This window comes from Henriciella pelagia, assembly GCF_002088945.1.
GTDB lineage: Bacteria > Pseudomonadota > Alphaproteobacteria > Caulobacterales > Hyphomonadaceae > Henriciella > Henriciella pelagia.
The window spans coordinates 212,770-230,914 of record NZ_NCSU01000007.1 but is presented as its reverse complement, the minus strand read 5'-3'; the positions used below and the strand labels follow the sequence as shown (position 1 = coordinate 230,914).

Annotated in this window: 18 protein-coding genes; 7 read left to right on the top strand and 11 right to left on the bottom strand. The window is 59.7% G+C overall.

What is annotated here, in order from left to right; all coding sequences use genetic code 11:
- The first annotated feature begins 32 nt into the window (after positions 1-32).
- The 5 genes from B8746_RS03710 to B8746_RS03690 all read left to right on the top strand — a co-directional run bounded on the left by B8746_RS03710 (position 33) and on the right by B8746_RS03690 (position 4,570).
- Positions 33-1,385 carry a flavin-containing monooxygenase gene (locus B8746_RS03710; protein ID WP_084391887.1) on the top strand — a complete coding sequence of 451 codons (1,353 nt, stop codon included), beginning with the start codon at positions 33-35 and terminating at the stop codon, positions 1,383-1,385.
- A 28-nt stretch (positions 1,386-1,413) separates the two neighbouring features.
- Entirely contained in the window at positions 1,414-2,082 is a 669-nt protein-coding gene (locus tag B8746_RS03705; RefSeq protein WP_084391886.1) for a M23 family metallopeptidase, read from the top strand.
- Positions 2,083-2,153: 71 nt separating this feature from the next.
- Positions 2,154-2,849, top strand: a complete 696-nt coding sequence (locus tag B8746_RS03700; protein WP_084391885.1) for a DUF6498-containing protein — start codon at positions 2,154-2,156, stop codon at positions 2,847-2,849.
- A gap of 31 nt (positions 2,850-2,880) precedes the next feature.
- The gene (locus tag B8746_RS03695; protein WP_084391884.1) at positions 2,881-3,507 is read left to right on the top strand and encodes a TetR/AcrR family transcriptional regulator; all 627 of its coding nucleotides are present in this window, start codon (positions 2,881-2,883) and stop codon (positions 3,505-3,507) included.
- A 13-nt stretch (positions 3,508-3,520) separates the two neighbouring features.
- Positions 3,521-4,570, top strand: coding sequence for an alpha/beta hydrolase (locus tag B8746_RS03690; RefSeq protein WP_084391883.1), 1,050 nt, complete (start codon positions 3,521-3,523; stop codon positions 4,568-4,570).
- A gap of 105 nt (positions 4,571-4,675) precedes the next feature.
- On the opposite strand, the gene B8746_RS03685 is transcribed toward B8746_RS03690, so the two are convergent.
- Positions 4,676-5,347 carry an SOS response-associated peptidase gene (locus tag B8746_RS03685; RefSeq protein ID WP_084391882.1) on the bottom strand — a complete coding sequence of 224 codons (672 nt, stop codon included), beginning with the start codon at positions 5,345-5,347 and terminating at the stop codon, positions 4,676-4,678.
- 117 nt (positions 5,348-5,464) lie between these two features.
- On the opposite strand from B8746_RS03685, the gene B8746_RS03680 reads away from it, so the two are divergent.
- On the top strand, positions 5,465-6,103 hold the full coding sequence (locus B8746_RS03680) for a YiaD family glycine zipper/OmpA-like lipoprotein (protein ID WP_084391881.1): 639 nt from the start codon (positions 5,465-5,467) through the stop codon (positions 6,101-6,103).
- Positions 6,104-6,236: 133 nt separating this feature from the next.
- Positions 6,237-8,210 carry an alpha/beta hydrolase family protein gene (locus tag B8746_RS03675; protein WP_143434516.1) on the top strand — a complete coding sequence of 658 codons (1,974 nt, stop codon included), beginning with the start codon at positions 6,237-6,239 and terminating at the stop codon, positions 8,208-8,210.
- A 74-nt stretch (positions 8,211-8,284) separates the two neighbouring features.
- Here B8746_RS03675 and B8746_RS03670 read toward each other — a convergent pair whose 3' ends face one another.
- The 10 genes from B8746_RS03670 to B8746_RS03625 form a co-directional block, all read right to left on the bottom strand.
- Positions 8,285-8,956, bottom strand: a complete 672-nt coding sequence (locus B8746_RS03670) for a TetR/AcrR family transcriptional regulator (protein WP_084391879.1) — start codon at positions 8,954-8,956, stop codon at positions 8,285-8,287.
- A 136-nt stretch (positions 8,957-9,092) separates the two neighbouring features.
- Positions 9,093-9,461 carry a hypothetical protein gene (locus tag B8746_RS03665; RefSeq protein ID WP_084391878.1) on the bottom strand — a complete coding sequence of 123 codons (369 nt, stop codon included), beginning with the start codon at positions 9,459-9,461 and terminating at the stop codon, positions 9,093-9,095.
- Positions 9,462-9,556: 95 nt separating this feature from the next.
- Positions 9,557-10,225 (bottom strand): TetR/AcrR family transcriptional regulator, encoded by a 669-nt coding sequence (locus tag B8746_RS03660; RefSeq protein WP_084391877.1) that lies wholly within the window; start codon positions 10,223-10,225, stop codon positions 9,557-9,559.
- Positions 10,226-10,443: 218 nt separating this feature from the next.
- Positions 10,444-12,675, bottom strand: a complete 2,232-nt coding sequence (locus B8746_RS03655; protein WP_084391876.1) for a 3-hydroxyacyl-CoA dehydrogenase NAD-binding domain-containing protein — start codon at positions 12,673-12,675, stop codon at positions 10,444-10,446.
- Positions 12,676-12,744: 69 nt separating this feature from the next.
- Positions 12,745-13,107 (bottom strand): endonuclease domain-containing protein, encoded by a 363-nt coding sequence (locus B8746_RS03650; RefSeq protein WP_084391875.1) that lies wholly within the window; start codon positions 13,105-13,107, stop codon positions 12,745-12,747.
- Between the two features lie 141 nt (positions 13,108-13,248).
- Positions 13,249-14,454, bottom strand: coding sequence for an acetyl-CoA C-acetyltransferase (locus B8746_RS03645; RefSeq protein ID WP_084391874.1), 1,206 nt, complete (start codon positions 14,452-14,454; stop codon positions 13,249-13,251).
- A 24-nt stretch (positions 14,455-14,478) separates the two neighbouring features.
- Positions 14,479-14,664 carry a hypothetical protein gene (locus B8746_RS03640; protein WP_084391873.1) on the bottom strand — a complete coding sequence of 62 codons (186 nt, stop codon included), beginning with the start codon at positions 14,662-14,664 and terminating at the stop codon, positions 14,479-14,481.
- 34 nt (positions 14,665-14,698) lie between these two features.
- Positions 14,699-15,004: a hypothetical protein gene (locus B8746_RS03635; protein ID WP_143434515.1), complete on the bottom strand. Its 306-nt coding sequence runs from the start codon at positions 15,002-15,004 to the stop codon at positions 14,699-14,701.
- A gap of 29 nt (positions 15,005-15,033) precedes the next feature.
- Positions 15,034-16,197 (bottom strand): acyl-CoA dehydrogenase family protein, encoded by a 1,164-nt coding sequence (locus B8746_RS03630; protein WP_084391871.1) that lies wholly within the window; start codon positions 16,195-16,197, stop codon positions 15,034-15,036.
- A gap of 139 nt (positions 16,198-16,336) precedes the next feature.
- Positions 16,337-18,118 (bottom strand): acyl-CoA dehydrogenase C-terminal domain-containing protein, encoded by a 1,782-nt coding sequence (locus B8746_RS03625; protein ID WP_084391870.1) that lies wholly within the window; start codon positions 18,116-18,118, stop codon positions 16,337-16,339.
- Positions 18,119-18,145 lie beyond the last annotated feature (27 nt).

The following is an 18,145-nucleotide window of genomic DNA, read 5'->3' as shown; positions in this document are numbered from 1 at the left end:
GTCGATACCATCCTTGTCAGCCAGCGCAACCAATGACGCGGCGGGAGGTTTTCATCGCAACGAATGCAGCATCAAAAGATAAGGCGTGTATCATCGGAGCAGGGTGCTCGGGCTTTACCATGGCCAAGCGCCTCAGGGATTACGGCATCGCCTATGACTGTTTCGAGAAATCCGACAATATCGGTGGCAACTGGTATTACAAGAACCCGAACGGGCTCTCATCCTGTTATCAGAGCCTGCATATCGACACGTCGAAATGGCGGCTCGCCTTTGAGGATTATCCGGTGCCGGAAGACTGGCCGGACTTCCCCCATCATGCACAGTTGCTGCAGTATTTTCACGACTATGTGGATCATTTCGGGCTTCGCGACACGATCACCTTCAACACGGAAGTGACGCGCGCAAAGCGCCGCGATGATGGCGACTGGGAGGTGACGCTCTCGACTGGCGAGACCCGCACCTATCAGTGGCTGTTCGTCGCCAATGGCCATCACTGGGATGCTCGCACGCCTGTCTATCCAGGCGAGTTCAATGGCTACCAGGTCCACTCCCACCACTACCGCGACCCGTTCGAGCCGTACGATTTCCGCGGCAAGCGGGTGATGATTGTCGGCGCCGGCAATTCGGCAATGGATATCTCGTCCGAACTGTCGCAGCGCCCGCTCGCCGAAAAGCTGTTCATCTCCATGCGCCGCGGCGTCTGGGTGCTGCCGAAATACATGAATGGCGTGCCGGCCGACAAGGCGTCGCTGCCAACCTGGATGCCGACCGGCCTCGGTCGCAAGCTTGCCCGGAAGATGATCAAGAAGAATATCGGCAATATGGAGGATTATGGCCTTCCAAAGCCCGATCATGAGCCGCTTGACGGCCACCCGTCAGTGTCCGGTGAATTCCTGACCCGGGTCGGCTGCGGCGACATCACGCCAAAAGGCGCCATCGAAAAGCTCGACGGGGATGGCGTGGTCTTCACCGACGGCACGCGCGAAAAACTCGACGCGATTATCTGGGCCACCGGTTACAATGTCAGCTTCCCCTTCTTTGACGACCCGCAATTACAGCCAGTCGAGAACAAATTTCCGCTGTTCAAGCGGATGGTGAAGCCGGGCTATGAGAACCTGTTCTTCCTGGCGCTCGCCCAGCCGCTGCCCACACTCGTCAATTTCGCCGAGCAGCAGTCCAAGCTCTGCGCTGCCCTCATTGCGGGTGAATATGAACTGCCCCCCGCCAGCGAAATGGATGAGATCACAAAGGCAGACGAAGCGTTCCACACCGGTCATTTCTACGATGCGCCACGCCACACGATGCAGGTGGACTTTAACGCTTATGTAAAGGACCTTATGAAAGAGATAGCGCGGGGGCAGAAGCGGGCCAGAGCCATGGCATGAGGCCCCGCAGCCAGCGGATTCTTTCACCATGCGAAATGTCGCCCTTGCCGTTTTGTTGATCGTGCTCTGGGCTGCAGGCTGCGCAACCTCGCCACAACGCGCGCCGCTCCCGCCCGCCATCACGACGACAGCGTCGGTGAATGCCGAGCAGGGCCCGTTCCAGCCGGACGCCAATCTTTATCTCTGCCCGAACAGTGTTATCACCAATGCGTTCGAAGCTGACCCGAACAATCGCATCCTGAACTTCAATCCCGTCATCATCGTCGATGGCAAGGTTGTCATGACGCCAGTGCCGATGAACAATGCCTGCATGACGTCCGGCTTCGGCCAACGCTCCGGGCGCGTCCACAAGGGGCTCGACGTCAAGGCCAGCCCTGGCTCCACCATCTATTCCGCAGCGCCAGGCATCATCCGCGAAGCCGATTTCAGCACGGGCTTCGGAAACTATGTTGTTATCGATCACGGACAGGGCGTGTTCACCCGCTACGCCCACATGGCCTCGTTTGCGAGCGGTGTTTACGCGGGCAAGTCCATTGGCTTCGGACAGCCGCTCGGCATCATCGGGCAGTCTGGAAATGCCACCGGCATACACCTGCATTTCGAAGTGCTGACGGGCAATTACAACACGTCGAAGCGCTCATTCGGACTGACAGCGCGCGACCCGCTATCCTTCCCGCCCTATGGAGGGGCGAGCTAGTCGGCCATCAAGCGTGAAAGGCGGGGACGCTTCATGAACACTGAACCAAAGCGGCAAATGGGGTTGCCGGCATGCTAAGCTGGCTGTCCCCTGAAAACCTGTCGCGCACCTATCGCGACCCTGTGGCATGGGCGATCCTGCTCGTGGACCTGTTTCCGGTTTATGCGATCTTCGCATTTGGATGGGACGCGACATCGCTCGTTTTCCTCTACTGGCTGGAGAATGTTGTCATCGGGGCCATGACCTTGCTGCGCATGATCACATCGAGTGTCCGCATGGGCATTGTCGGCCTGCCGGTCATGGTGTTTCTCGGGCCTTTCTTCACCTTCCACTATGGCATGTTCTGCTTCGTGCACGGCGTCTTTCTTGTGGCCTTCTCAGCGATGAGCGGTGGCGGAGACATGGGCTTTCCTTCGCCGTTGGGTGTCGTGGGCTTTGCCCTGGCGAGCGGACCGCACATGTACGTATTTCTCGGCGCGATCATTGCCCTTCAGCTTGTCCTCTTTGTTCGCGACTTCATCGGGCGCGGCGAGTTTCGCGAGACCGACCCCACGCAGGAAATGGCAAAGCCCTATGGCCGCGTCGTCGTGCTTCACATCGGCATTTTTGTGGGCTTCGGCGTGATGATCGCGCTTGGTCAGCCGATGATCGGCATTCTGGGCCTGATCGCGCTGCGGGCGCTGTGGGGCGTCTATCAGACCGTGCGCAGGCGTCTTGAAATTGATCGTCACGAAGCAATTGAAGTTGACGCGGCGTCACCAATTTGATTGCTGGGAATCCAGTCAGGAAGTCATCAGGATGTCCATAACAAAGCCGCCCTTGAACGTAGGAAAACGAGAACGCACCAAGGCCGCCAACCGCGATGCCATCCTGAAGGCAGGACGGCGCGTGTTTGCGCGCCTCGGCGTTGAGGCGACGACGGTCCGTGACATTATCCGCGAAACTGACCTCGCTGCCGGCACCTTCTACAATTACTTCAAGTCCAAGGAAGAAATCTTCCAGGCCATTGCCGATGAGAGCGCGCGTCGCTTTCGCCCCAAACTCGCCAAGGTTCGCGAACAGGCCCTGACGCTCCAGGACTATATTCGCGTCGCCTATGGCGAATATTTCAAATGGCTGAAGGAAGAGAACCAGGAAGACATTCGCAATGGGGCACCACACGCTGCGTTGATCGGTGTGCGCGTCGATACGCCCGAAATGCATGCCATCTTCGACGAAATCCGCAATGACCTTGAGGCCATCGCCAAGCAGGCCAGGATCGCGCTGTCGGACTCCGAATATTTCACTGCCGCGGCGATAGGGATTGCACGGGAGCTTGGCGATCATATGCTGCAGCGGCGCCCGATCGACGTCGAAGGTGCAACGGAATTTGCGACCCGGCTGCTGCTTGAAGGCGGCGGTGCGCTCGCACGGAAAACAGATTAAGGGAGCCGGCCAGATGAGCCTGCAAGTCAAGATTGCGAAACTCCTGCTGAAGCTGCCCGACAGCCTCCTCGTCAAACTGGCGGGTGGCAAGCCGGTCGAGATCAATGGCCGGAAGCTCGACCCACAGTTCCAGTTCCTCGCGCACGGGGCAAAATCGCAACCGCCCATGTCCAGCCTGCCAGCCGCCGATGCACGCGCCGCGTCCGCCGCCGGTCTCGCCATGTTCGGCGACCGTCCGGTGAGTGGTGTCAGCTGGGAGAATGACGAGATAGCATCATCCAGCCGGCACAAGATCCCGGTCCGAATCTACCGGCCGGCGAACCAGGATCCGAAAGCCCCGGTCATGGTTTACATGCATTTTGGCGGCGGGGTGATCGGTGATCTCGATACTTGCCACGTCTTCTGCACCATGATTGCGAAGCGTGCCCGCTGCCCCATCGTCTCTGTCGACTACCGCCTCGCGCCGGAACACAAATTCCCGGCAGGCCTCCAGGATTGTATCGATGCCTATGAGTGGGCCCTGCGCAATGCAGCAAAGCTTGGCGCTCCGGCCGGTGTGGCCACGATTGGCGGGGACAGTATGGGCGGCCATTTCGCGGCCATCGTGACCCAGGAAATGATGCGCGAGCGCAAGCCGCTTCCGCTGCTCCAGCTCCTCATCTATCCGGTAACGGAAATAGAAAACGAGTTTCCGTCCTATACCGTCTTTGGCGAGACCTATCCCCTCGACGCCGACACGATGCGCTGGTTCCTCGACCAGTACCTGCCAGAAGGTCAGGACCGCTCGGACGTGCGGGTTTCGCCCGCTCAGGAGACCCGCCTCGAAGACCTGCCGCCAACGATTATCGTCACGGCCGGCTTTGACCCGCTGGTCGATGATGGCGCCGCCTATGCCGAGCTGCTCCGGCGCTCAGACGTGGATGTCACCTATAAATGCTATGACAGCCTCGCTCACGGCTTCACCGCGTTCACCGGCGTCGTGGACGCGGCCAGACGGGCCTGCGAGGAGATCGCAAGCATGGTCGCGGCCGCTTATGGCAAGTTCGAGATCGAGGACGATTGATCAGACGGCGCACGCCGTCAGCGCCAGCAGGCCGACAAATATAAAGAAGATCGTCTTCATGAGCCCTTCCCGGTTCACATTGCCGCTATAACGCGCAAGTCTTCTTCAGGTTTCCTCGGCAAGTGCAGGGTAATTGTTGCGCACATTCCCGACCGCCGGATCGACGGGCCAGACATGTACGTCTTCTGAGGGGAAGGGCTCGAACAGCGACTCCACATCGCGATTGCTGGTGTCCAGCCAGCGCCCGAAATCGGACTGGTGCAGGATGACCGGCATGCGATGGTGCAGGCTGGCCGTCGCATCATTCGGCGTGGTGGTGAGGATGGTGAAGCTGTGCAGCTCAGATCCGTCGATGTGGGCGACATCGTAAAGCCCGGCGAGGCAGAAATGGCGGCGGTTTCGAAGGCCCACAGCGAAGGGCGTCTTCGCACCCGCCCGGCCCGTCCATTCATAATAGCCGCTCACCGGCACGAGGCAGCGATGATGGCGGAACGCGCCGCGAAACACGGGTTTTTCGGCCACGGTCTCGCTCTTGGCGTTGAAAGTGGTGAATGTCTTTTCCTTTAGCGGCTTCTTCCACCAGCTGGGCACAAGCCCCCACATGGCCGGGGCAAGTTCGGCCGTCCCGTCCCGCGCAAGCCTGATAATCGGCTGGTATGAGCCGGGCGCCGCATTATAGGTCGGCTCGGGCGGCTCGGTGTCCTCGGGGGGGACAAGGTTCAGCCACGCCCGGTAATCGGACCATGTCACGCCGTATCGGAAAAATCGTCCACACATGCTATGAGTTATATCCAGTCTTACCCTCCCTGAAAAAGAGGGAACAAAGCTGTTCAGATAACGTTCAGTTGACTGTCCCCAAGGTCCGGGGGTGCATCCAACAGGAGATTTCCCACCATGAACAAGATGATGATTGGCGTCGCAGCTGGCGCAATGATGCTGACGGCATGTGAAGGCACTGGCCTTTCCCAGCGCCAGGCGTATGGCGCAGGCGGCGGCGCGCTCGCAGGGGCCGCGCTCGGCACGCTGGCCGGTGGCAATGATACGCGCAACGCCGCGATCGGCGCAGCCGTTGGCGCGCTCGCAGGCGCAGCCGTCGGTACCTATATGGACCGTCAGGAGCGCGAACTGCGCGCCCGCACGGCAGGCACCGACATCCAGGTTGAACGCCAGGGTGACCAGATCGCGCTGACCATGCCATCGAGCGTGACCTTCTCGGTCGACAGCGCAACGCTGAAGCCTGAATTCTATGGCCCGCTGAATGATGTTGCCGCGACGCTCGTCGACTATCCGTCGACTTCTGTCGATGTTGTCGGCCATGCCTCGTCCGACGGTCCCGACGACTACAACATGCAGCTGTCCGAGCGCCGCGCGAATTCGGTCTCGAACTATCTTGTGAATCGCGGCGTTCAGCCGGTCCGCATCCGGGCCTATGGCATGGGTGAGACCCAGCCGATTGCGAGCAATGACACGGCTGCTGGTCGTGCTACGAACCGCCGCGTCGAAATCCTGCTGACGCCGGTCACCACCAGCTAGGTCCGGCCTCTGCCGACAACCAATACAAGACGGCCAGGCTCATCCGAGCCTGGCCGTTTTCCTTTGTATCATCCCTCTTTCATTTCCCGCAGAAGTTTTGCACAATTCGGAAAGTCAGGAATATGAGGGTCAGATGAATTTCCTTAAAGCTATCGGCTGCTGCGCCGCAGCGATTGCCGTCAGTATGTCCGTGTCTGTGGTGGCACATGGTCAGTCGGAACCGCCGCCGGTCGAGGCTTATGGCGACCTCGCAACCGTTCGAAATATGACGATTTCGCCCGATGGGCGTCACCTCGCTTTCATCAAGCGTGAGCAGAACAAGGATCTGGTAACGGTCGTGAGGATCGGCGGCGGTATTGTTCGGGCAGTAGAGGTGAAGAATTTCGAAGCACGCGGCGTCGACTGGGCCGGCAACAAGCATGCCATCATCCTGGGAACGGATATGAGCTATGACCGGCGCATTGGCGACTTCCGCTTTGCCGGCGCCATTGCGATCAATATCGAGAATGGCAAGACCGCGCAGCTTCTCTCGCGCGGCCGAGACCTGGCGCCGAAGGCAAGTTCCGGAACGACGATTTCGTACACATTTGATGATGGTGAAGTGCTCATGCCGGCGACGCAGAAAAGCGGCAGCCGGGCGATGTTCCGCGTCAATCTTGATACCGGCGCGGGCAAGCGAGAATATAATCTCTCGGACAAGCGTGTCCTGCTTGATGAAAATGGCCGGATAGATTTTGAGATCGAGCGCGACGATGCCCGCGACTATTACGAAGTCCGCCGACGCAGCGGCGACGAAAGCGTACTTGTCTGGCGCGAGGACAACGTCAAGGAGGATGAGTGGGACCTTCACTATCCGCTCATACAGGTCATCGGTTTTAATCATGACCGCTCCATGCTGTTGGTCTGGCACGATGAAGGGCGCGACGCATTTTCCATTCCGGATATCAAAGGCCTGACCTTTGATGGCCAGATCGTGGAGTCCGGCTTTTCAAATCCCTATGGCGCCGAGCAGATTGCGGGCACCATTCGTGACCAGGACGAAAATATCGTCGGACTCGCCTATGAGGGTATCACGCCGCTCTATGAATTCGTCGATCAGGACCTGCAGAACACTGTTCTCGCAGCCCAAGCTGCATTCCCGGACTCCGCGGTGCGAATCGTGAGTAGCAGTGACGATTTCGAGAAGATTATCTTCAACGTTTCGGGTGGCTCTGCGGTGGGCGATTATTACCTGTTCGACCGCACTCAGGGCGCACTTTCAGCCATTGGCTCCAGCCGGCCGGGCATTGACGCTAGCCATATCGGCTATGTCGAGATTATCGAGTATACCGCGCGTGATGGCATGGTAATTCCGGCACTGCTGACCTGGCCTGCGGGCGTTGAGCCGGGGAATGGCAAGAATCTACCACTGGTTGTTCTGCCGCACGGTGGGCCCGAAGCTCATGACGAGCTTGGTTTCGACTGGATGGCGCAATTGCCCGCTTCGCGCGGTATGCTGGTGATCCAGCCCCAGTTTCGTGGGTCAGACGGCTTCGGACGCGAGTTCCGCGACGCCGGTCGCGGACGTTGGGGCAAGGAAATGCAGGATGATGTCACTGATGCTGCAAAATACCTGATCGACCAAGGTTATGCCGACCCCGACAGAGTTTGTATCTTTGGATGGAGCTATGGCGGATACGCAGCACTAGCCGGTGCGACTTTCACGCCAGAAATGTACAGGTGTGTCATTGCTGGAGCCGGCGTGAGCGACTTGCCGGCCATGCTGTTCTGGGAAGGCCGTGAGACTGGTTTCGAAAGCCCGGTCGTTGCCTACTGGAACAACGTGATCGGCGACCGCCGCGAGGACCGCGAGAAGCTTCGAGACATCTCGCCAGTAAACTTTGCCGCCCGGGTTCAAGCGCCGGTGCTGCTTATTCATGGCGACGATGATGATGTCGTGCCTATTGAGCAGAGCGAAGCGATGTTCCGCGCGCTCCAGCGCGAAGGCAAGACGGTCGAGATGGTCGAGCTCAAAGACGAAGACCACTGGATGTCGACGGGCGAAGGTCGCATGAAGACTGCGGTGGCAGTGATCGACTTTCTTGAGGAACAACTTCTCGGAAAGTAGTCTTCGCCTCGACAAAAAACGGAGGCGGCCAGGCTCATCCGAGCCTGGCCGTTTTGCTTTGCGCAGGCGGGCGTCTAGCGGCTCTGTGGCTGCTGGTCGGCTGGGCTTGGCCTTACGTCCGGGCCGTCCGGAAAGCGCAGGAAGCCGTGCAGGAACCAGTTGTGCATCAGTGTCACCTGGCGTTCGAATTCAGCGGTGTCCGGTGTGATGTCGCTCATGGCGCAACGCAGCACCACGCTGTTTGCGCCGTCATACAGCAATCGGGCAGCCACCCGCGCGGTCGCGAAGTTTCGGGACCCGCCCGGTGTTTTCACAATCCGTTCCGCAATGGCATCGATTGCCGGTTCCACCAGTTCTTCCATATAGGTTGACAGCACCTCTTCATCGACCATGCCTTCTCGTATGGCAAAGGCATGGGAGCGCCGATAGGTGTCATTGGAGGCGAGCTCGATCGCAATCTTGACAAAGCCGGCGATGGACTCCTCGATGTTGCGTTCTGCAATGCGCAATTGCCGACGAATGGGGCGGGACATCAGTCGCAGGCGATGAATGATCGCAACCATCACGCCTGGCCGGTCGCCAAAATAGTGGTTGAGCGTGGGCTGCGAGGTTTCGGCCGCGATTGCAAGTTGCCTCATGGACGGCAACTGGACATCGTCGGACAGGACATAGGCTGTCAGCTTGTCGAGCAGGGCATTCCTTTTAATGTCAAAGTCGGGGTTTCTCACCCCAGATGGGCGGGCCATCAAATTTCCCCCTAAGCGCGATTCATAAACGCATAACACTCTTATAAGGAGAATTTTTCAATACTTTAATGGCTATGTACCTGCCGACGAATATGTCGCAGTTATTACAGTACCCAGCAATCTCGGCACGTGGACTTCAGGCGTCGGCGATGTCCGTGATCTGGTAGGTCAGGGGTTCGGCTTCCCGGTGCCGGATCGTTATGTATTCACCGCGTTCAAACCGATGATCGCCCAAGCGGTAGGCCGGCTCGTCCGGCCCTTCATGGTCTTCGTCATAGTGGATGTACCAGTGGCTGCCGCGATGGGTGAGCCAGCCATCGGCATGCTCGGCAGGGTCCGGGTCAAACCGGATCACAATCGCGTCCTTGCGATGGGTGCGCCAGGCGTCGAGATCAATCTGGCCGTCCGGCGTGATCGGCGCTGTGATGACATAGCCGCGCTCTGCATCGCCATTTGGAATGCCGGGATTGCGGGCAAGTCGAAGGACGATTTTCTTGAAGCTCATGATTTCCTCCCGGTTCAGCTCCAGACCTAAGCCATCGGCGCCGGGAGGGGGATACGGAGGATTACCTAGGCCGCTTCAACTGGCGTGGGCGTGCTTCAGGAGAGCTCCGCTTCCTCTTCAAGCCGTACCTGCATGTTTTTGGCATTTGGGTCCTGGACGAGTCCCCTTGTCATCCAGCTGACCATTATGGCGTGCTCGCGGTGGAGTTCGCCCGCCGCCTCCGGCGATGACTGGAAGGCCTGCCGAAGCGATGTCATCATGACGGCCGACATGATCATATCAGCGGCGATGCGGGCCGTTTCCATGCTGTCCGGTCCACCTGGAGAGTTCACGAAACTCTCGGCAATGGCTTCGATTGCGGGTGCGACAAGGACGGCATTGTAGGCCTTGGCGACTTCAGGGTTTGTCAGTCCCTCGCGAATGGCAAAGATGTGGGCGTTCACATAGCGCGGATTGCGGCTCAGGCTTTCGGCGATCTGCGCATATTTTTCAGCAGCCTCAAGCAGGGAACCGCGCGGCTCGCGCAATTGGTCGCGAATTGGTTCGCCAAGTTCTCCGAGCCGGTTGATAATGGCGATGATGACCCCTGTGCGATTGCCAAAATAGTGGTTGATCCTCGGTTGAGATGAGCCAACGGCAATAGAGAGCTGGCGCAGGGATGGCAGGACGACGTCGGTCTGGTTCACATAGTCGGCCAGGGCGTTGACAAGTGCTTCGCGCTTTTCGTCATAATCGGCATTCCGGGTGCCACCAGGGCGCGACATCTGAACTCCTTCGGTTCCTTGCCATCGTGATGTCGATGCCAGACGATAAGAGACGCGATAGCCCACTCGGGGTGAGCCGCTACATCCAGGCCCAACCCGTTGCGTCCGGAATGTCCATTACACGTTCAACAAGTGCATAAGATGCAAAAAGATTTCAAATGCGCAATAAAAAACCGGGGCGCGGGCCCCGGTTTTCTGATTGACGCGACGATGTTGTCTTATGCCGCGACCTTGGCTTTCACACCGCCTGGCGGGAAGCGGTCATAGAAACCTTCGCCCTTGGCGGCCATGTCCTTGAGCAGGGCAGGTGGGGCGAAGCGCTCACCATATTTTGCGGCGAGCTTTTCAGCTTCTTCCACGAACGGGCCGATGCCCCAGATCAGGTCGACATAGGAGCAGCAGCCGCCCGTATAAGGCGCAAAGCCCCAGGCGAGGATCGAGCCGATATCGGCGTCGCGTGCATCGGTGATGACGCCCTCCTCGAAACAGCGGGCGACTTCGATGGCCTGACGGACAAGGAAGCGGTTCTTCAGGTGCTGCTTCAGCTCCGGCGGGCACTCATCGACCTTCACGTCGATACGGTTGTTGAGGTCGGGCCAGAGCCGTGCAGGCTTGCCCTTCTCATTATAGTCGTAGAAGCCCTTGCCGGCCTTGCGGCCAACGCGGCCCTGATCCTCGACCAGCCAGGCCATCATCTGGCCCAGCTCATTGCCATTATAGTCCATGCCCGCGGCCTGGGCCATCTGACGGCCAACCTTGAGGGCGGTGTCGAGACCGACCGAGTCGGAGACTTCCAGCGGTCCCATCGGCATGCCGGACTGGCGTCCGACATTCTCGATGATGGCCGGCTTGATGCCTTCGGCCAGCATCTGCATGCCTTCCTGCGTATAGGTGCCGAAGCAGCGGGACGTATAGAAACCGCGGCTGTCATTCACGGCGATTGGCGTCTTGCGGATCGCGAGGACGTAATCGATCGCCTTGGCCAGCGTCTCCTCGGAGGTTTCTTCGCCAGAGATGATCTCGACGAGACCCATCCGCTCCACTGGGGAGAAGAAGTGGATGCCGATGAAGTTCTCAGGGCGCTTCGACGCCTTGGCAAGACCGGTGATTGGCAGGGTCGAGGTGTTGGACCCGAAGACTGCATCCTCGCCCAGCACGGCCTCGGCCTGCTCGGTGATCTTGGCCTTCAGCTCCGGGTTCTCGAACACGGCCTCGATAACGAGGTCCGCGCCCTTGAAGTCATCATAATTGTCGGTCGTCGTGATCAGGTCGAGCAGCTTGTCGCCCTTTTCCTTTGTCGACTTGCCGCGCGAGATGTCCTTCTCGACGAGGCGGCGGGAATAATCCTTGCCCTTCTCGGCATTCTCCTTGGAGATGTCGACGAGCACGGTCGGAATGCCAGCCTTGGCCTGGACATAGGCGATGCCGGCACCCATCAGGCCGGCGCCGATGACGGCGATCTTCTTGAACTCGGTCTTCGGGTAGCCTTCCGGACGGTTGCCGCCCTTCGAAAGGGCCTGCGTCGACAGGAAGAGTGAGCGGATCATCGCTTTCGCTTCCGGGCGCGACTGGGTGTTGATGAAGTAGCGCGTCTCAATGCGAAGACCCGCATCAATCGGCACCTGGATGCCTTCATAGATGCAGGAGAGGATGTTCTTCTGGGCCGGATAATTGCCATAGGTCTTGGCCGCCAGCATCATGTTCGACATGGTCGCGACCTGGCCGGCGCCCGGGCTCTTGTGAACCACGCCGCCTGGGACCTTGAAGCCCTTCTCGTCCCACGGGGCTTTCGCCGTCGGATTGGCTTTCACCCAGGCCTTGGCTTTCTCGACGACCTCTGCGCCGGGCGCGAGTTCGTTGATCACGCCCATGCTCTTGCCTTCCTCGGCAGAGAAGCTCGTGCCCTGAAGGATGAGCGGCAGGGCTGCCTGGACGCCGACAAGGCGCGGCAGACGCTGCGTGCCACCTGCGCCCGGCAGAAGGCCGATCTTGGCTTCCGGCAGGCCGAATTGCTGCTTTGGATTGTCATTGGCCGCGACGCGGTAATGACAGGCCAGCGCCACTTCGAGGCCGCCGCCCAGGGCGAGACCATTGAGCGCGCAGGCGACCGGCTTGCCGCAGGTTTCCAGCTCGCGAAGTGTCTTGTTGAGCGAGAAGCCCTGATTGAAGCGGGCTTTCAGCTTTTCGTCCTCGCTGAGGTTGCTGGTGTCTGCCGCGCCGGCACGGTCGCCCATCTCGCCCAGGTCTGCGCCTGCGCAGAAGCCGGATGGCTTGCCAGACGAGATGACGAGACCCTTGATCTTGTCGTTCTCGGCGACCTCCTTGGAGATCGCGATGATGTCGGCGACCGCCTTGGCGGTCAGCGTATTCATGCTGCGTCCCGGCACGTCGAACTGGGCGTGCGCAATGCCGTCGCCATCAATGTCGAATTTGAATGTTTCGAGGTTCATTTGAGTGGTCTCCCTAAATATGCTTCCCCTTTTGCCCCTGCCGCAAAGCGGGGGAGGTGGGCCAGCGCGTCAGCGTTGGGTTGAGGGGGGCAAGAGTGCGTGAATGCCGTCGAGGACGGCGTTGAGGTTGTTGTAGATGTCGATGTTCCAGACGCGGTGGACGTGCCAGCCTTGCTTTCTGAGGAAAGCCGAACGGCGTTCATCGTGAGCAAGCTGTGCGTCCTCGGTGTGTGAAGCTCCGTCCACTTCGATGATGAGGCGAGCTTTGACGCATGCGAAGTCGGCAATGTAGGGCCCGACTGGATGCTGGTTCCTGAATTGCCAGCCATTGACCTGCCTGCCTTTGAGTTTCGACCAGAGAATTCGTTCTGCATCTGTGAGTTCACTTCTCAGTGCTTGAGCGCGTCTTCTAATGACCGGGTTGGCTTTCAAGGTGCCCCCTCCGCCGGCTTCGCCGCCACCTCCCCCGCTGAGCGGTGGAGGCAAGAAGGCAGCTTCAGACGCAACGCCTTGCCTCCCCCAGTCTTGGGGGAGGTGGCCCGCAAAGCGGGTCGGAGGGGGGTGATAGCCAAACTAGACCCGCTCAATGATCGTGGCGGTGCCCATGCCGGCGCCGACGCACAGCGTCACAAGCGCGGTCTCCTTGTCGGAGCGCTCAAGCTCGTCCACCATGGTGCCGAGCAGCATGCCGCCGGTCGCACCCAGCGGGTGACCAAAGGCGATGGCGCCGCCATTCACGTTCATTTTCTCATGTGGGATGTTCAGCAGGTGCATCATCAGCATCGGCACCGAAGCGAACGCTTCGTTCAGCTCGTAGATGTCGATATCGTCGACGTCCATGCCGGCTTTCATCAGCGCCTTGCGGGACACGGCCGTGGGGCCGGTCAGCATAATGCCGGGCTCGGAACCGATGGACGCCATGGACTTGATGCGGGCGCGCGGCTTCAGGCCGAGCTTCTCGCCCATTTCCTTCGAGCCAAAGAGAACAGCCGATGCGCCGTCGACGATGCCGGACGAGTTGCCGGCATGGTGCACGTGATCGATGGCTTCCAGCTCCGGATAGCGCTGCTTGATGACTTCATCGAAGCCCATGCCGCCCATGCCTGCGAAGGACGGGTTCAGCGAGGCAAGCGACTGCATGGACGCGTCCGGACGCATATGTTCGTCATGGTCGAGGATGATTGCGCCCATCTGGTCTTTCACGGGCACGATGGAATTCTTGAAGCGGCCTTCTTCCCAGGCCTTGGCGGCGCGCTTCTGGGATTCGACAGCGTAAGCGTCGACATCATCGCGCGAAAAGCCCCATTTGGTGGCAATCGTGTCCGCGCCGATGCCCTGCGGGGCGAAATAGGTCTTGAGGGCGACTTGCGGGTCAGCCGACCACGCACCGCCAGCTGCGCCCATGGGCACGCGGGACATGCTCTCGACACCGCCGCCGATGGCCATGTCAGCCTCGCCGGTCATGACTTTTGCGGCGGCCATGTTGCAGGCCTCGAGGCCGGAGGCGCAGAAGCGGTCGATCTGCACGCCTGCGGTGGTTTCGGCATAGTCGGCATTCAGCACCGCGATACGGGCAATGTCTGCGCCCTGCTCGCCAACGGGCGACACACAGCCGAGCACGACGTCGTCAACATTGCTCGTATCGAGCTCGTTGCGGTCGCGAATGGCCTGCAGGGCCTGCGTCGCGAGCGAGAGGGCGGTGATCTCGTGCAGAGAGCCGGAGCTCTTGCCCTTGCCGCGCGGGGTGCGCACGGCGTCATAAATGTAAGCTTCAGTCATTTCAGGGGCTCCTTTCGGGAAAGTTCATGGATCGTGGTTCTGTGTCTGGCGCAGGACGATTGCGCCAATAACGATGGACCCGAGACCGAGCAGGGCGGGGACATAGCCGTCCGCCCCCGGCGTCTCGGGCAGGATGAATTCGACATACGCACCCAGTGCGACGGCAATGATGCCGAGGACAATGGAAGCAATGCCGAGCCAGCGCGTCATGATTGACTGCCTGGCAATGAGGCTGGATTGGCTTTCACGGGTCTTGCTCCTTGGTACTCTGGCTCGACCTGGTGCTCGCGGCTTGTATCTTCGCGACCATTTCTTCTTCCGAGGCATCGGATTTCATCAACGCATCGATATCGCTTTCGCTCAGTCCCAATGCCGTCAACTTGGCTCTGGCCTTGTCCTGAACGCGACCGAAGACAATCAGCAAGATCGCGAAGATGATCGCGGCAGCTGCAAGTCCGAAGTGCACCATCCACATGATGCCGTCCGGCTGAGAAGCTCGCAGATCGAAGCCCAGCCAGATATTCACAGCAAATGCCGCGAGTGCGATCATGATCCAGATCAGATTACCTCTCATTCTTTCTACATCGTCCTCGCGATCAGCATTTTCATCACTTCGTTCGCGCCGCCATAGATGCGCTGGACGCGGGCGTCGGCATACATCTGGCCGATCGGATATTCGTCCATATAGCCGTAGCCACCGTGCAGCTGCAGGCACTCGTCGATGATCTTGCACTGCAGATCGCTGATCCAGTATTTCGACATTGAGGCCGTCGCCGCGTCGAGTTTGCCTTGCAGCAGCAGTTCGGTGCAGTGGTCAGCGAAGACTTTGGCAACCGTCGCTTCCGTCTTGCATTCGGCGAGTTTGAACTGCGTGTTCTGGAAGTCCCAGATCGTGCCGCCAAACGCCTTGCGCTGCTTGACGTATTCAGTGGTTTCCCGGATCGCGCGTTCGATCATGCCGACGCCCTGGAGGCCAATGACATGACGCTCCTGCGGCAGTTTCTGCATGAGCTGGATGAAGCCCTGGCCTTCCTCCACGCCGAGGAGGTTGGATGTCGGAACGCGCACATCATTGAAGAAGAGTTCTGACGTGTCGGCGGCTTTCTGGCCGATCTTCTCCAGATTGCGGCCGCGCTCGAAGCCCTCGACCTCGTCGGTCTCAACCACGATCAGCGAAATGCCCTTCGCGCCCTTGGTCGGATCCGTCTTGGCAACCACGACAATCAGATTTGCGGTTTGGCCGTTGGAAATGAAAGTCTTCGACCCGTTGATCACATAATGGTTGCCATCCTTCCGGGCCGTGGTCTTCACCGCCTGGAGGTCCGAGCCGGTGCCTGGTTCAGTCATGGCGATGGCGGTCACAAGATCGCCCGACGCCATTTTCGGCAGCCATTTCTTCTTCTGCTCTTCCGAACCGAAAGCCTCGATATAGGGCGCGATAATCGCGTTGTGCAGCGTGATGCCGAAGCCGTCGATGCCCTTCCACTGCTGCTGTTCGATGATGACGGCCTCATGTCGGAAGTCGCCGCCTGCGCCGCCATATTCATCAGAGATCGAGGCGCACAGCAGGCCTGCTTCACCAGCCTTCTTCCAGGTTTCACGAGGCACGTATCCCTGCTTGCGCCATTCCTCGACATGCGGCGCACATTCGCGCTCGAAGAACTGTCCGACGGCGTCCGAGAAAATGGTGATTTCCTCATCCTGGCGCCATTTCGAGGGGGCGACGTTGAGCACGTCCTGCATAGACCTTCTCCCAAATTGTCCGTGATCTGACGGCAACTGCCGTTTACGTTCACGTCAACATATATGGCCCACGCGTCTGCGGCGCGAGTCCTCACGCAGCGTCAGGCGACTGCGTCAATCTTGTGTCCGGCGTGACGCCCTAGAAGCGCTCGGCCTCGAGCGCCATCAGCGGCTCTGCGCCGGTCTTGAGCTTGGCAAGGTGCGCGGACGTTTCCGGCAGAACTCGGCTCATATAATAGCGCGCCGTGACCAGCTTGTCGTCATAGAACGGGTCAGAGCCCTTTTTCTCAAGTGACGTCTTCGCCATCATCGCCCACATATAGGCCAGCGCGGTCAGCCCGAAGAGCTGGAGATAGTCGGTCGAGGCGGCCCCGGCATTATTAAAGTCGCTCATGCCGTTCTGCATCAGCCATGTCGTGCCGTCCTGAAGCTCGGCCTTGGCCGTCTTCAGGCCTTCGACGAAGGGCGCCATGTCGGCAATGCCTTCATGTTCGCCGATAAAATCATCCAACTCGGCGAAGAAGGTGAAGATGGCGCGGCCTCCATTGGCGGCAAGCTTGCGGCCGACAAGGTCCAGCGCCTGGATGCCGTTGGTGCCTTCATAGATCAGCGTGATGCGGACATCGCGAACGAACTGCTCGACGCCCTGCTCACGCGTAAAGCCCGTGCCGCCATGCAGTTGCAGCGCATCATTACAGGCCTTGAGGCCGCGATCGGTGAGGAAAGCTTTCACCACCGGCGTCATCAGCGCCATGTAGTCACCCGCCTTTTCGCGGACCTTTTCATCCGGCGATTTGTGCAGCAGGTCGCCATGCAGCGCCGTCCAGTAGGTGAACATCCGTCCGCCTTCAATGAAGGCCTTGGTGTCCATCAGCATGCGGCGCACATCCGGGTGCACGATGATCGGGTCTGCCGGCTTTTCCGGTGCCTTCGGTCCAGAGAGCGCGCGGCTCTGCAGGCGCTCGCGGGCAAAATCGGCGGCGTTCTGATAGGCGACCTCGGCCTGGCTGAGGCCCTGAAGGCCAACGCCAAGGCGCGCTTCGTTCATCATCACGAACATGGTGCGCATGCCCTTATGCTCTTCACCGACAAGCCAGCCTGTCGCCTCGTCATAATTCATCACGCAGGTGGCGTTGCCGTGAATGCCCATCTTCTCTTCCAGGCCGCCACAGCTGACCTTGTTGCGCTCACCGGGCGTGCCGTCTTCCTTGAGGATGTATTTCGGCACCACGAAGAGGGAGATACCCTTGATCCCTTCCGGGGCGCCCTCGATACGGGCGAGCACAAGGTGGATGATATTCTCGGTGAGATCCTGTTCACCGCCGGAAATCCAGATCTTCTGGCCGGAAATCTTGTAAGACCCGTCAGCCTGCGGGACGGCCTTGGTCTTGATGAGGCCAAGATCGGTGCCGCACTGGGGCTCGGTCAGGTTCATCGTGCCGGCCCACTCGCCGGATGCCATTTTCGGTCCGTACATGGCTTTCTGCTCATCCGACCCTCCGGCCATCAGCGCTTCATAGGCACCGGACGTCAGGCCCGGATACATGCCGAATGCCATATTGGCCGAGGACACCATCTCGCTCATCGCAATCGCAAGCAGGTGCGGCAGGCCCTGGCCGCCATGGCTCTCGCGCTTGGACAGGAGGGGCCAGCCATTCTCGACGAACTGCCGGTAGGCGTCGGGAAAGCCGTCAGGTGTCTTCACCGAGGCGTCGTCGGCGCGCCTGCAGCCCTGCTCATCGCCGACCTTGTTCAGCGGGAAAAGCACTTCCTTTGCGAACCGGCCACCCTCTTCAAGGATCTGGTCGATGATGTCGGGCGATGCATCGGAGAAACCTTCGAGATTGGAATAGTTCTGGAGCGACAGCACGTCATGAAAAATGAACTGCATGTCGCGGACAGGGGCATCATAGCGCGGCATCGAATCTTCCCTTCAAAGTGTGAAAAA